The sequence below is a fragment of the Mesorhizobium sp. WSM4832 genome (assembly GCF_055811115.1).
Window position 1 is genome coordinate 85,807 of sequence record NZ_JBVVQH010000002.1, and the last position, 14,069, is coordinate 99,875.

Below are 14,069 nucleotides of genomic sequence, written 5' to 3' on the forward strand. Positions count from 1 at the left end.
ACCACTGCAAACCAATCAATGGGAGGAACTGAGGATGCACAGACGTACACTGCTGGCCCTGGCGCTGTTCACTGGGTTGACCGCGCCTTCAATAGCGCTCGCCGCCGACGACACGATCAAGATCGGCTTGCTGGCCACTTTCGAGGGACCGTTCACGGTGCTTGGCGAGGACGGCGAACGCGGCGCCATGACGGCGGTCGCCGAGACCAACGGCGCCGTCGCCGGCAAGAAGATCGAGATCGTCAAGGGTTCGTCCGACGCATCGCCCGACAGCGCGGTGCGCGCAGCGCGCAAGCTGGTCGAGCAGGATGGCGTGAAGGTGCTGGTCGGCCCGCTCTCGGGCGATGAAGGCCTCGCGGTCAAAGACTATGCCAAGACCAAGCCCGACGTGACGTTCATCAACGGTACCTCGGCCGCGCAGGACACGACGCTGCGCAATCCGGCCGAGAACTTCTTCCGCTTCTCCACCGACGGCGCGCAGTGGATGGCGGGTCTCGGCACTTATGCCTTCAACGAAAAGGGCTACAAGAAGGTCGCCACCGTCGCCGAGGATTACTCCTTCCCCTACACCCAGGTCTTCGGCTTCATGGCCGAGTTCTGCAAGGCCGGCGGGCATGTGCCGTCGAAGTCCTGGGTGCCGATCGGCAACAAGGACTTCTCCTCCGTCATCGCGGCGATCCCCGAGGATGTCGACGCCATCTATGTGGCGCTCGGCGGCGCCGACGCCGTCAACTTCCTGACGCAATACCAGCAGGCCGGTGGCTCGGCTCCGCTCATCGGCGGCTCGATCACCGTCGACCAGACCGTGCTGACCTCGAAAGGCAAGCTGCGCGACGTGCTCAAGGGCACGCCGTCGGCGGGACCGACCGCCGACACCAATGACGCGCCGTCCTGGAAGGCGTTCGTCGACGCCTACAAGAAGCAGCCGGGCGCCTTCCCCTCGCCGTCGCTCTTTGCCCATGGCTATTACGTGAACATGAAGGCGACGCTGCTGGCGCTCGATCAGGTCGGCGGCGACGTCTCCGATGGAGGCAAGAAGTTGCGCGAAGCGCTGTCGAAACTGTCTTTCGACACGCCGACGGGCAAAGTCTCGCTCGACAAGAACCGCAACGCGGTCGCCGACATCTTCCTGACCGAGGTGACCGAGGGCTCCGACGGCAATCTTCTCAACAAGCTGGTCAAGGTCGTGCCGCAGGTCAACCAGACACTCGGCATCCCCGAGGACGACTTCATGAAGCTCGGGGCGGTCAATCGCGACAATCCGAGCTGCCCGTAACGGCGCCTGCAAGAGTATCGTCAGTGACCGAAAACTTGGCTGCGAACCGTCTGCAGAGCACCAGTGCCTACGCGCTGGAGCTCGATGGCGTGGCGCGGCATTTCGGGGCGCTGGTGGCGCTCTCGGGCATCGACATGAGGATCGCGGCCGGCGAGCGGCGCGCGGTCCTCGGTTCCAACGGCGCCGGCAAAACCACCCTGTTCAACGCCGTGACCGGCGACTTCCTGCCGACCGCCGGCCGCATCCGCTTCTTCGGTGAGGATATCACCGACCTGCCGCCGCACGAGCGCATCCGGCGCGGCTTGCGGCGCACCTATCAGATCTCGCAACTGTTCAAGGGCCTGTCGGTCCTGGATTCCATCTTTCTCGCCTGCCGGGGCGTCTCGCGCCGCCGATTTTCGCTGCTGAGGCCCACCGCTGCCGACGTCAACATGGTGCAGGCGCGATCGATCCTCGAGGCAGTCCATCTCGAAGCGTATCGCGACGTCCTGGTGGCGACGCTGAGCCACGGCCAGCAACGCCAGCTGGAAATCGCGCTGGCGCTTGCCGGCGCGCCGCGCTTCATCCTTTTCGACGAGCCGGCGGCGGGTCTTTCGCCGACCGAGCGGCGCGACCTCGTCGCAATCCTCAACGCACTGCCGAAGCATATCGGTTTCATCATCATCGAGCACGACCTCGACGTCGCGCTGCGCGTGGCGGACTACGTGTCGATGATGCACAATGGGCACCTGTTCAAGGAAGGCACGCCGCAGGAAATCGAGGCCGATCCGGAGGTCCAGCAAATCTACCTCGGAGGCAAGCATGGCTGAGCGCCCCGCCGGCAAAAGCGCCAGGGCGGTGCTGAAGATAGAGGACCTGCAAGTCTTCTATGGCGAGAGCCATGCATTGCAGGGGATATCGCTGACGCTGGAGAGCGGCGTGCTTTCCGTGGTGGGCCGCAACGGCATGGGCAAGTCGACGCTGTGCAACACCATCGTCGGATTGAAGCGCGCGCGCTCCGGCTCGATCCGTTTCGATGGCCGCGAGATCACCGCGCTCGAACCGCACGAGATCCATCGCCTCGGCATCGGCTATGTCCCGCAAGGGCGCCGCGTCTGGCCGAGCCTGACGGTCGACGAGCATCTGCGCCTTGCCGCCGGCAATCGGCGCGACGCGAGCTGGACGGTCGAGCGCGTCTACCAGACCTTTCCGCGCCTGGCCGAGCGTCGCGGCAATGGCGGATCGCAACTGTCGGGAGGCGAGCAGCAGATGCTCGCCATCTCGCGCGCCCTGCTCGGCGATCCGAAACTCCTGGTTATGGACGAGCCGACCGAGGGCCTGGCGCCGATCATCGTCGACCAAGTCGAAAAGATGCTGGTCGAGCTTGCCGCGGAAGGCGAGATGGCGGTGCTCGTCATCGAGCAGAATATCGGCGTGGCGACCGCCATCTCCAGCCAGGTCGCGATCATGGTCAATGGCCGCATCAACCGGCTGATGGACGCGGCAGCGCTTGCTGCCGACCGCGACCTGCAGCAGCGCCTGCTCGGCGTCGGACGCCATGCCGAGGAAGCGCCTGTCACGCCGACGGAAGCGGCGCAGGCGAAGGAGCAACTGGCGGCCGTCTATCGCGTCGATCGGTCGGTCGGCGGATCGCTCGATCCGGTGGAGCGCGATGGCGCCTACCGCCCTGTCACCCAATTGCCCAACCGCTGGAACGTGCCGGTTACCGAACTGCGCCAGGCAGCTGTCGACAAGACCGCGCCCCAGGACGACCCGAGGAAGGTCTTCGCCATCCCCTTCGCCGAACGCGTCGGCAGGACGGTGCTGGTCGTCGGCACCTTCGACACCAAGGGAAAGGAATTGCGCTTCGTCGCCGACCGGCTGAAGTCGCTGGGGCTGCCCGTGCGCACCGTCGACCTGTCGACATCGGGAAAACCGACAAGTGCCGATGTTCCAGCCATGCAAGTGGCAGGCATGCACGCGCGAGGATCTTCCGCCGTCTTCACCGATGATCGCGGCGGCTCGGTCAGCGCCATGGCGGAGGCCTTTGCGCGCTGGATCGAGCGCGAGCCGCGCATCGGCGGCGTCATATCGGCAGGCGGCTCCGGCGGCACGACACTGGCGACATCGGGCATGCGGGTCCTGCCTGTCGGCATCCCCAAGCTGATGGTCTCGACCGTGGCGGCCGGCGACGTCGCCAAATATGTCGGCGGCGCCGACATCATGATGTTCCATTCGGTCGCCGATGTGCAGGGGTTGAACTCGATCACCGAGCAGGTGCTGTCCAACGCCGCGCACGCCATGGCCGGCATGGTCGCGCAACTGCCCAATGCCGAGGCCTGGGAAGCCAGACGCAGGCTGGCGCGCCCTGCAGTCGGCATCACCATGTTCGGCGTCACCACGCCGGCGGTGCAGGCGGTGACCAAGCGGCTTGAAGCCGACTATGACTGCCTCGTCTTCCATGCCACCGGCATCGGCGGACGAGCCATGGAGAATCTCGGCGACTCCCGATTGCTGTCGGCCTTCCTCGATCTGACAACGACCGAGGTGGCCGACATGATCGTCGGCGGCGTATTCCCGGCGACCGAGGATCGTTTCGGGGCGGCGATCCGCACCAGGCTGCCCTATGTCGGCTCGGCCGGCGCGCTGGACATGGTCAATTTCGGCTCGCGCGACAGCGTGCCGGAGAAATTCCGCGACCGTAAATTCGTCATCCACAATCCGAACGTCACGCTGATGCGCACGACCCGCGACGAGAACCGCGCCTTCGGCGAATGGATCGGGGCGCGGCTCAACGCCATGGACGGTCCGGTGCGCTTCCTGCTGCCGGAGGGCGGCGTGTCCATGCTCGATACGCCCGGCCAGCCTTTTCACGACCCGGAGGCCGACAATGCGCTGTTCGAAGCGATCGAGAGGACCGTTCGCCGGACGCCGCAGCGCCATGTCGAGCGGGTGCGCGCGAACATCAACGACACGCCTTTCATCGATGCGGTGATCAACGCTTTTCACGCGATCACTCCGAAGCTGCAGAGGCGGGCATGAAGCGTTGGACCTCGCCGAACGGCTGGCGGATCTTTGAAATCAGTGCCGGTCGCCTCGCGCTGACCGGATTGTGCAGGGGAGGATAGATTATGGACGCGCAGAGCTTTGGCGCTTTCCTGTTGTGGCTGATCGTTACCGCGGTCGTCGTGGTGATCGCCGTCTACATCTTGCGGTGGCTCTATCGCCGCTCGACGAAGGAGACGGCATTCGTGCGCACCGGCTTCCTGGGCGAGAAGGTGGTGGTGAACGGCGGTGCGTTCGTCATTCCCGTCCTGCACGAGATCACCCCGGTCAACATGAATGTGCTGCGCATCGAGGTGCGCCGCGATGACGCGCTGGCGCTGATCACCAGGAACCGCATGCGCGTCGACCTGATCGCCGAGTTTTTCGTCCGCGTCGGAGCGAGCCGGGAACTCGTCGCCGCGGCCGCGCAGACGCTTGGCCGGCGGACGCTGCAGCCCGACAGCCTGCGCGAATTGCTGGAGGGCAAGTTCGCCGGCGCCATGCGCACCGTCGCTGCCCAGATGACGCTGGAAGAGATGCACGAACTGCGCGGCGACTATGCCGCCAGGGTTCGAGCGCTTGCTTCGGAGTCGCTGGCCGCCAACGGGCTTGAGCTGGAGAGTGTGGCCATCGTCGATCTCGACCAGACGAGCCTCGAATATTTCGATCCGTCCAACGCCTTCGATGCCGAGGGCCTGACGCAGCTGACGGAATCCATCGAGACCCGGCGCCGCATGCGCAACGAGATCGAGCAGCGCACCCTGGTCGACATCCGCAACCAGAACCTCGACACCCAGCGCAAGGTGCTGGAGATCGAACGCGACACCGAATACGCCCGCCTCGAGCAGGAGCGTGAAGTCGAGATACGCCGCGCGGCGCAGCGCTCCGAGCTCGCCAGGGAACGGGCGGTGCGCGACCAGGAGGCCGAACAGGCGCAGCTTTCGGCACGCGAAGCCGTCGAGAAATCGCGCCTCGCCCAGGAGCGCAGCATCACCGAGGAGCGCATCCGCAGCGAGGAGGACACACAGCGTCGCGAGATCGCGCGCCGGCGCGCGCTCGACGAGGCCGAAATGAAGATGCGCGAACTGACCGAGCGCGAGCAGATCGCCTTGGAACTGTCGCTGGAGAAGGCGCGCATCGAGCGCGAGGGCGCGCAGAGCGGGCTCGAGATCGAGCGCAGGAAATCGCTCGAGATCGCCGAGCTCGAACGCCAGGTGGCACTCGCGGAAAAGGCGCTGGAAGTCACCAGGGCCGAGGCGGAAAAGCGCCGCGCCGAGATCGTCGAGAGCCAGGCGACCGAAACCGCGCGCATCGAGCAAGAGCGTGCCGTCGACGAGGTTCGGATCGCCAGGGAGCGTCATCTCGAAGCCCTGCAGATCGCCAAGCGGCAGGCCTTCGAGGAAGCCGAGATATCGGCCGGCGAAGAGGTCGAGCGGGCCCGCATCACCACAGAGCGCGGCATTGAGGAGGCGCGCCTCATCAAGGAGCTGGACCTGCGTCAGCTCAGCGTCGACCGCGACCAGAAGATCGAGATCGCCGAGATCCAGAAGGCCATCGATGTCGCCAAGAAGACGCAGGAGCGGTCCTCCGCGATCGCCGCTTCGGAGGCGGTCCGCGCCAAGGCCATCCAGGCCGAGGAACAGGCCTTGACCGCCCGCGAACGCGAGATAGCCGAGCGCCGCAAGCTGACCGACCTGATCGCGGCGCAACGCGAGGCGGAGCGCGAGACGCTGCGCGTCACCGCCGCCGCCGAGGCTGAGATGAAGGCTGCGAAGAGCTTGGCGGAGGCGCAGAAGATCGCGGCCGTAGCCGCCGCGGAATCGGAGAAGATCCACGCTCTTGCCGCGGCACAGCGCTACGAAGTCGACGCGGCCGGCCATCGGCAGCTCAACGAAGCGGAGAACCTGCTTTCCAGCGAGGCTCGCGCCGGACGCCTGCGCGGCAAGCTGCTGGATCACATGGAGGGCATCATCCGCGAAAGCGTCAAGCCGATGGAGAAGATCGACGGCATCAAGATCCTGCATATCGACGGCATGAACGGCGGCCCGGGCGGCAATCGCAACGTCACCGACGAAGTGATCGATTCGGCGCTGCGCTACCGCGTGCAGGCGCCGATGATCGACAATCTGATGAAGGAGATCGGCATCGAGGGCGGCTCGCTCGGACGGATGACCGACGTGCTGCGCGACGCCAAGGACATTTCGAACCTGGCCCGCGACAAGAAGGGCAAGGGCAAGGCCGCCAAGGACGATGATGACGACCGCGACCATTGAGGTGAGGGCGGGGGTCGAGCTGGCGCGGCGCGAGACAATGCATGCGCGGACTGCCATGCCCACAGCCGGCTCTCAGGCATGACCAAGGTCTATGTCTCTTCGGTCATTCCGGCGCCGGCAGCAGAGGTGTGGAAGCTCGTCCGCAACTTCAACGCATTGCCAAGCTGGGCGCCGTTCGTCGCCGAGAGCCGCATCGAACAGAACGCGCAGGCCGACCAGATTGGCTGCATCCGCAATTTCACGCTGAAGGACGGCGGACGGATCCGTGAAAAGCTGCTGGCGCTGTCGGATTACGATCTCTCCTGCAGCTATGCGATCCTGGAAAGTCCGATGGCGGTGGAGAACTATGTCGCCACCTTGTCGCTGACGCCGGTAACCGACGGCAACTTGACGTTAGCTGAATGGCAGGCCGAGTTCGATTGCGCCCCCGAGCGCGAGGCGGCGCTGACGCGCCAGATCGGCAGCGGCGTGTTCCAGGCCGCGCTGACAGCGCTGAAGCAGCGCTTCGGACGCTGACCACCGCGAATGGTCCAGATCCGCCAGAGCACGATCATCGATGCGCCGATCGAAGAGGTCTGGGCGATCCTGCGCGATTTCAACGGCCACGACCGCTGGCATCCGGCCATCGCGTCGAGCGAGATCGATGGCGGCGAGCCGGCCGATGCGGTCGGCGCGGTGCGCCATTTCCGTCTGGCCGATGGCGGCGAACTGCGCGAGCAGCTTCTCATGCTGTCCGACAAGGACCGCCGGCTGAGCTACTGCCTTCTCGAAGCGCCGCTGCCGCTCATGGGCTATGTCGCCTCGATCAAGCTGAAGCCGGTGACCGACGGCAACGCCACCTTCTGGGAATGGCGCTGCGAATTCCATCCGCCGCCGCATCGCCGCGACGAGCTGGTGACGCTGGTCACCGAAGGCATCTATCAGGCCGGCTTTGCCGCGATCCGCGATCTTCTGAAGCGCCGCGCCATCGCCGTGCCTGCCGCGGCGGCGCTCGCTGCGTCGCCGCCGGCGGCGACACCCAGCCTGGCCCAGCCCATGGCATTCGAGACGAAAGAAACGACGCGCGCGATCCTTGTCGAGCGCTATGGCGGACCAGAAGTGCTGCAGCTGAGGGAAATCGCATTGCCGCCGCCGGCACCCGACCAGGTGCGGATCCGCCATACGGTGATCGGCGTCAACTTCATCGACGTCTATTGCCGCACCGGCTTCTTCGATCTCCTGCAGCCGCCCGGCGTGCCCGGCATGGAGGCGGCAGGTGCCATCGAGGCAATCGGTTCGGCGGTGTCCGGCCTGTCGATCGGCGATCGAGTGGCGTATGCCTGCCCGCCGGTCGGCGCCTATGCCGAGCGTCGCAACATGAGGGCCGACCTGTTGGTGCGCTTGTCGGACGACATATCGGACGAAGCGGCCGCGGCGAGCCTGCTCAAGGGCGTGGCAGCCAGTTTTCTCCTGCACGACGTCCATGCGGTCCAGCCGGGCGAGGTCGTGCTCGTCCACGCCGCCGCCGGCGGCATCGGCCAACTGCTGGTGCAGTGGGCCCGCCACCTCGGAGCGACCGTGATCGCGACGGTATCAAGCGATGACAAGGCACGGATCGTCCAAAATCTTGGCGCGCATCACGTCATTGTCTATTCGCGCGAGGATTTCACCGAGGCAGTCATGCGGCTGACTGCTGGCGCAGGCGCAAACGTCATTTACGATGCCGTCGGCATCGATACTTTCGCTGGCTCGCTCGCAACCCTTGCCACGCGCGGTCATCTCGTCAGCTTCGGCCAGGCATCGGGACCAATCGGCAACTGGGACGTCGGCCGTTTCGCCTCCAAGTCCATCACTGTTTCACGCCCCAATTACGGGCACTACACCGACACGCCGGAGAAACTCGCGCCGCATGTCGGCCGCTTCTTCACCGCGTTTCGCGAGCGCGCCGTCAGGATCGCGTCGCCAACGCGCTATGATCTGGCTCGGGCCGCGGACGCTCATCGCGACCTTGAATCGCGCAATACCGCCGGTGCGCTGGTCTTGGTGGTGTAGGCACGCATTCTGCCACGGGACTGTCGGAGCGAAGCTGCACTTCGCGTCGTCGAAGATAGAAGTCCGCTTCAGGTGGTTTCCGGTCGTCTTTCCGCGAATACGCGCCCGAATTTATGTGCTGGAGCCGATCTCGACATTCGAGAACAGCGCGGCTCTGCCATACAAATGTCATAGCCACGAGGTACACTTTCTCTGCGCTTCCGTGACAACCTTCGTCGATTCGGCTCAACCTTCGGAATGGTTCTGCAGGCGACGCTATTCATGCAGATCAAGCTTTTCATATTGGGCGATGTGCGGCTGCATCGCGAGGGACTGGCCCTTCAACTTGCGGGCTGCCCGAATTTGAAAGTCGTCGGCGCGGGCCTGTTGGACGAAGCGGTCCAGTCGCTTCGATCGACTCCCGCTGATGTTGCCTTGCTCGATTCGGTCCAGCTTGAAATCTCCGCAGTGGTTGACGCCTTGCGACAATCGCTCCGGCCGCTGCGGATTGTCGCGATGGGCGTACGCGAGGTCGAAAGCGAGGTGCTGGCGTGCGCGGCCGCCGGCGTTGACGGCTATGTGCGGATGGACGCCGCGGTCGACGATGTGGTCACCGTCGTTGAAAGTGTCATGCGCAACGAACTCGTTTGCTCGCCCAAGGTCGCCGCGTCGCTGTTTCATCATTCGACTGCTTCGCAGGGCGGCACCGATGGCGGCGCTTCGCTGACAGGCCGCGAGCTTCAGGTCGTCGAGTTGATAAGTCGCGGCCTTTCCAACAAAGAAATCTCACGTAGTTTAAATATCGAGACCTGCACCGCTAAGAACCATGTGCAGAATATACTGCAGAAACTTAGTGTCCACCGTCGCGGCCAAGCGGCGGCAAAGGTTAGAAGCTCGCTTATCGGCCAGCGTTTCGGCTGACCTCCCGCCTTCTTATTCCTCAACCGACCCGTTTCGCCGCGTCAGTGGGCGCCGACTGGGGCCGTGCGTTTGCTTGGCTCAGATCAGTCCAGCGGCGTGTAGCTGCATCAGCGCCATCGCGCCCGGCGGAGCGCCGACGGATGGTGGGAATCGTTCGCCGAGGCCTTCCTTCGCGCCGCCAAAGACGCCGAGATTCTGCATGGTCTTGTTCCATGCATCGGCGTTGGACGCGCCCATTCCCGCCACCCCCCGAAAATCCGGTAGTCCGGCGCCGACGCGGGTCGGGTCGAAGACAGGACGCGTGGCGGAGGCGAGTACGAGTTCGAACAGCGCATTGACTCTCTGTTCGCCTCGACTTGCATAGACGCCCCGGAACAGCGGATGATGAGCCAGGACCAAGGCGGCGAAGCCGACAACATGGGCCGCCGCGATCGCGCCGCCGTCGCGAGCCGCCAGACCGCCGCCCGGGACGCTCGAAATGACCGCAACGCCCGGCGCGCAAACCCCGACTTGGGGGCCGGCGCCGCTGAAGTTCGTCGCGAATACGCCGACGGACCCGATAAATTCGGGGATCGCCGTCAATGCGTGATGCGTGTCGGCTGGAAATTCGCCAAGTCTGCCAACCGCTGAAACGCACAACACCCCTGGAACCATGCCGGGAAATCGTACCGGCCCGCCTTCATCGCCCGAAGTCGCAATGCAGGCGACGCCCCGGAGCCGAGCTTCGATAATTTTCCGTGCGACGAGCTCCGAAACCTGATTGGCGCTAACTCCGAGATGGACGATATCAATCTGACGCTCGATACATTGATCCAAAGCCTCGATCAGATCGCTGAAACGGCCGCCCGGAGATAGTTTGAAGACATGAATCTCGGTGCCTGGCGCAATGCCCGACACACCCAGCGCTGAATCGCCGGTGCCAGCGATGATCCCCGCGCAATGCGTGCCTTGGCCGATCTCGTCGCGAGTCCAGCCCTCGGCACCGTTGCTGCGGGTCAGGTCCACCCCCTTCGCCACGTGGCGAAGCGAAGGATGACTGTTGTCGCAACCTGAATCGATCAGCCCTATCTTGACCCCGACGCCCGTCAGCCCGGCGGCGAGCCGGCCGAGGCCCATCAGTTCCTGTGTCCAGGCGGCGGGCCGCTTTTCGCCCACCGGTTTGTTGGCGGCGTCCGGGAGCCGCTGCGAGGACAGCGGACGCAGCCTGACGACGTTCGTTTCGGCCGGATTCAGTATTGGGCGCTGGATAAAGCATTCCCAATGATCGGCCGCGGGCTGCACATAGATGGCGCCGACGTCCTCAAGGTCGGCCTCCGCGTCAAGGATCGCGACGCTGGCTGTTCCCGCCTGATCGGTAATGGCGAGGGCGCCGAAGCTGCGGCCAAGAACAGTTACGCCCGCGCTGGCGAGCGGCTGGTCGCCCTCGCCGAGAACCTGGAACTGGACCTCGCGGCGCCTGCGCGGCGCGGCAAGAGACGCTGGGAACATCGACATCCCGGTTTCAATCCGCGCATCCTCTTCGATCACGACATGCGGCGGAGCACTCTGCTGCAAGGTTTCGGCGCGCTGGTCGTCCATGCGCACGACGATGATTTCCTGAGCGCCGGGCTGCGCGCCAGCGCCCAGCCCCTTGAACCCCTTTGGACGCAGGCGGCGAAGGATTTCAACGTCCTCCATCTGTTTCAAGGTTTCATGGACTGAATTGGCGGGCGAAGCTGCAAAGCCTGGGAGCGTTCGGATGGCGATCAGATATTGCCGCTTGCGCCGCGTGAGGATGCCCGATGTAGCGCTCCATGTCTCGTTGAGGCCCGCCGGTTTCTCGCCCGCGGCTTGCGTCGTTCGCTTCGCCGGGCCTGAACCTGCCGGTCGGCCCGCGTGGTTGCCGTTCTTCTGTTGCTGCTCGGCCATGACAGTCTCTCCTTGGACCTTGAAAGGAGGCGGCCTTCGGGTCGCCAGGGAAGGCGATCCCAAGGCCCTTCGAACTCAGCATGGATCTAATTGACCCATCCGTGACGGAACTGCCCCGGCTGCTGGCTCGCCAGATATTGGGCGAGCTGCTGCATTGCCTGTTGCTGCAGCGCCTGGTTGATCGGGTTAGGCGTGTTCCATCCATAGGATTGCAGGAATGGTTGGCCGATCTGACCGGCGTTGAAGGCGCCGCCCATGCTTTGGCCGAACTGCGGCTGCCCTTGGCCAAACTGGCCGAACTGCGGCTGCCAGCCGATCGACTGTTGAGCATATTGTTGCGCCGCCAGGTGCTGGACGATTTGCTGCAGCGCCTGAGCGCACTGGAGCGCGTGCACGGCTTGTCTTGCGGCAATGTGCTGGGCAGCCTGGACGACCGACTGAACCGGATTGGATGCCTGCTGCTGCGGCCAGAGCGCGTTCGGTTGAGAGAGGTTCTGCGCCCACGGGTTGTGCGGCGCGAAGGCTGCATTGGGAACACCGCCTGCGCCAAAGCCGCCATATCCTGTACCGATCCCTGCGCTGCCGACAGGGCCAAAGACGCCGGGATTGAATTGGCCGCCAACGGCCGCCGGATTGAACAACTGGGCGAGGTAGCCCTCGTAATTTCCATAATTTCCGTTGGTGTGCAGTTCTGTCATGTCAGCTCTCCGTGTCTGCTGCGCCAGGGATGATGCCGAACAGCGACGGATCGCCGATGCGGGGCCGCGTCGCCTCGACTGGAGCGAGGCTAGGTTAGGCGCCGGTTGAAGTAAATGAGCCGAAAATGGCCCCGAATCGACCCTCGCGCGCAGGCTCAATGGCCTGATCCGAATGGCTTAGATCGCGAGGTAAATCGTTGGTCCGCAAACGCCTTTGGCACGGTGAGGGGGACGAAAAAATGGATGTGGGGCGTGAGTAGCCCTCGTGGCTACCTGTCGACGCGGAACCGGTAGTTCGATGGGTGTGGGCAAAGGCGGTAGCGTCTCCCGCTGCCATCCCCCACCACTTTTGCTTTCGCGCCCGTGGTCATCCCTTGCGTTCCTGCAGGATGTTGCCGCCGTCCACGACGAGAACGGCGCCATTGACATAACTGGCTGCGTCGGAGGCCAGAAACAACACGGCCGCTGCGACTTCCCCGGGGCTGCCGGCGCGCCCAAGCGGCGTGTTGCGGGCAGCGGCGAGTTCCTCTGGAGTCGAGGCGCCAGTCGCGATCCAACCCGGCGCCACGGCGTTGACCGTGACGCCGCTGCGGCCGACCTCCAGGGCAAGCGCGTGCGTCAGCCCGATCATGCCGGCCTTGGCCGCGGAATAGGCGGCCTCGCCTTCATTGGAGACGTAAGGCCCGGTCACCGAGGCCATGTTGACGACGCGCCCATGGCCGCGCTGCACCATGCCGGCCAGAAATCCGCGTGTGCTCAAGAACGCGGTTTTCAGGCTGACATCGATGCCGCGATCCCAATCGCTTTCGCTGAGATCGAGAAACCGCCGCTGCAATGCCGGCTGGCCAACAGTGCCCATCCCGGCATTGTTGACGAGGACATCGATTTCGCCCGCCTCGGAGCGTAAACGCTCGACATCGCCCGAGCGCGTCAGGTCGGCCACAAAAGCGCGGACGTCCAGCCCATCCGCCCGCAGTTCCTCGGCCCGTTGACCGACGCGTGCGGACGAAGCGGTGATGACGACCGAAAGACCGGCCTCGCCAAGCGCTCGCGCGGTCGCGATGCCGATGCCGTCGGCAGCCCCCGCGCCGGTCACCAGCGCCTTGCGGGATTTGCGAAACACGATCATTTCCTCTCCACGACGCAAATGCCGATATGCCGGCGCGGGCAATCGGTCAGTAGCCGGCGCTGACGCCGAAATCGATCGAAAGCGCGGCCCCGGTGATCGGCGCCGCGCCCGGCTGGCAAAGATAGTGGATGAAGGACGCAATCTCTTCCACCTGAATGAACCTTGCCCTGTCGCCTTGCGGATAGAGCCCCAGAAGCCGGCGTTTGTAGCCGTCGGGATCGCCCGCGCCATAAGTCCTGGCCTGATATTCGATCATTGGCGTTGCCGTGTCGCCGGGACAGACGGCGTTGACCCTGATGCCTTGCGGGGCGAGTTCGAGGGCAAGAGCCTTGGTCAGCAGCACCAGGCCGCCCTTCGAGGCGCAATAGACGGCCGCCCCATTGTTGCCGACGATGCCGGCGTCGGACGCGATGTTGACGATCATGCCTTGCGCCGCCGACAGATGCGGGATGGCCGCCGAGATCAGGAAGAACGCTCCTTTGAGATTGACATCCAGCACAAGGTCCCACTGGTCTTCCTCGACCCCGTTTGCCGGTCCCTCGAGCCAAACCCCGGCGGCATTGACGAGAACGTCGATTGAGCCGCCCCAGTTCCTGGCCTTGCCCACCACGTCGCGGCAGGCAGCGACGGAGCGGATATCGAGCGGCAAACCGATCGCATCCGCTCCGGTCGCGGCGATCCTCGCCACGGCGGCGTCGAGCTTGGGGCCGGGAAGATCGGCAAGCGCGATCCGCTCGCCGTCGGCCGCGAGGCGCAGTCCGGTCGCAAGGCCCATGCCCCCGGCGCCACCGGCGATCAGAACCGTCCTGCCAGCCATCCGATAACCTCCA

Annotated in this window: 11 protein-coding genes; 7 read left to right on the forward strand and 4 right to left on the reverse strand. The window is 64.9% G+C overall.

Annotation, left to right across the window (positions count from 1 at the left end):
* Window positions 1-34 precede the first annotated feature (34 nt).
* The 7 genes from AC0L2L_RS03500 to AC0L2L_RS03530 all read left to right on the forward strand — a co-directional run bounded on the left by AC0L2L_RS03500 (window position 35) and on the right by AC0L2L_RS03530 (window position 9,504).
* Entirely contained in the window at window positions 35-1,276 is a 1,242-nt protein-coding gene (locus AC0L2L_RS03500) for an ABC transporter substrate-binding protein (RefSeq protein ID WP_473576215.1), read from the forward strand.
* 23 nt (window positions 1,277-1,299) lie between these two features.
* Entirely contained in the window at window positions 1,300-2,085 is a 786-nt protein-coding gene (locus tag AC0L2L_RS03505; protein WP_473576217.1) for an ABC transporter ATP-binding protein, read from the forward strand.
* Window positions 2,078-4,297 (forward strand): Tm-1-like ATP-binding domain-containing protein, encoded by a 2,220-nt coding sequence (locus AC0L2L_RS03510; protein WP_473576219.1) that lies wholly within the window; start codon window positions 2,078-2,080, stop codon window positions 4,295-4,297. Before AC0L2L_RS03505 ends, AC0L2L_RS03510 begins: the two co-directional genes overlap by 8 nt.
* An 89-nt stretch (window positions 4,298-4,386) precedes the next feature.
* Window positions 4,387-6,573, forward strand: coding sequence for a flotillin family protein (locus tag AC0L2L_RS03515; protein WP_473576220.1), 2,187 nt, complete (start codon window positions 4,387-4,389; stop codon window positions 6,571-6,573).
* A 78-nt stretch (window positions 6,574-6,651) separates the two neighbouring features.
* Window positions 6,652-7,089 carry an SRPBCC family protein gene (locus AC0L2L_RS03520; protein ID WP_473576221.1) on the forward strand — a complete coding sequence of 146 codons (438 nt, stop codon included), beginning with the start codon at window positions 6,652-6,654 and terminating at the stop codon, window positions 7,087-7,089.
* 9 nt (window positions 7,090-7,098) lie between these two features.
* Window positions 7,099-8,604: an SRPBCC family protein gene (locus tag AC0L2L_RS03525; RefSeq protein ID WP_473576223.1), complete on the forward strand. Its 1,506-nt coding sequence runs from the start codon at window positions 7,099-7,101 to the stop codon at window positions 8,602-8,604.
* 261 nt (window positions 8,605-8,865) lie between these two features.
* On the forward strand, window positions 8,866-9,504 hold the full coding sequence (locus AC0L2L_RS03530; RefSeq protein ID WP_473576224.1) for a LuxR C-terminal-related transcriptional regulator: 639 nt from the start codon (window positions 8,866-8,868) through the stop codon (window positions 9,502-9,504).
* Between the two features lie 78 nt (window positions 9,505-9,582).
* Here AC0L2L_RS03530 and AC0L2L_RS03535 read toward each other — a convergent pair whose 3' ends face one another.
* The 4 genes from AC0L2L_RS03535 to AC0L2L_RS03550 form a co-directional block, all read right to left on the reverse strand.
* Window positions 9,583-11,412 (reverse strand): S8 family peptidase, encoded by a 1,830-nt coding sequence (locus tag AC0L2L_RS03535; protein WP_473576225.1) that lies wholly within the window; start codon window positions 11,410-11,412, stop codon window positions 9,583-9,585.
* A gap of 86 nt (window positions 11,413-11,498) precedes the next feature.
* Window positions 11,499-12,110, reverse strand: a complete 612-nt coding sequence (locus AC0L2L_RS03540; protein ID WP_473576227.1) for a hypothetical protein — start codon at window positions 12,108-12,110, stop codon at window positions 11,499-11,501.
* A gap of 367 nt (window positions 12,111-12,477) precedes the next feature.
* Entirely contained in the window at window positions 12,478-13,233 is a 756-nt protein-coding gene (locus tag AC0L2L_RS03545) for an SDR family NAD(P)-dependent oxidoreductase (RefSeq protein WP_473576228.1), read from the reverse strand.
* 52 nt (window positions 13,234-13,285) lie between these two features.
* On the reverse strand, window positions 13,286-14,056 hold the full coding sequence (locus AC0L2L_RS03550; protein WP_473576229.1) for an SDR family NAD(P)-dependent oxidoreductase: 771 nt from the start codon (window positions 14,054-14,056) through the stop codon (window positions 13,286-13,288).
* Between the last annotated feature and the right edge of the window lie 13 nt (window positions 14,057-14,069).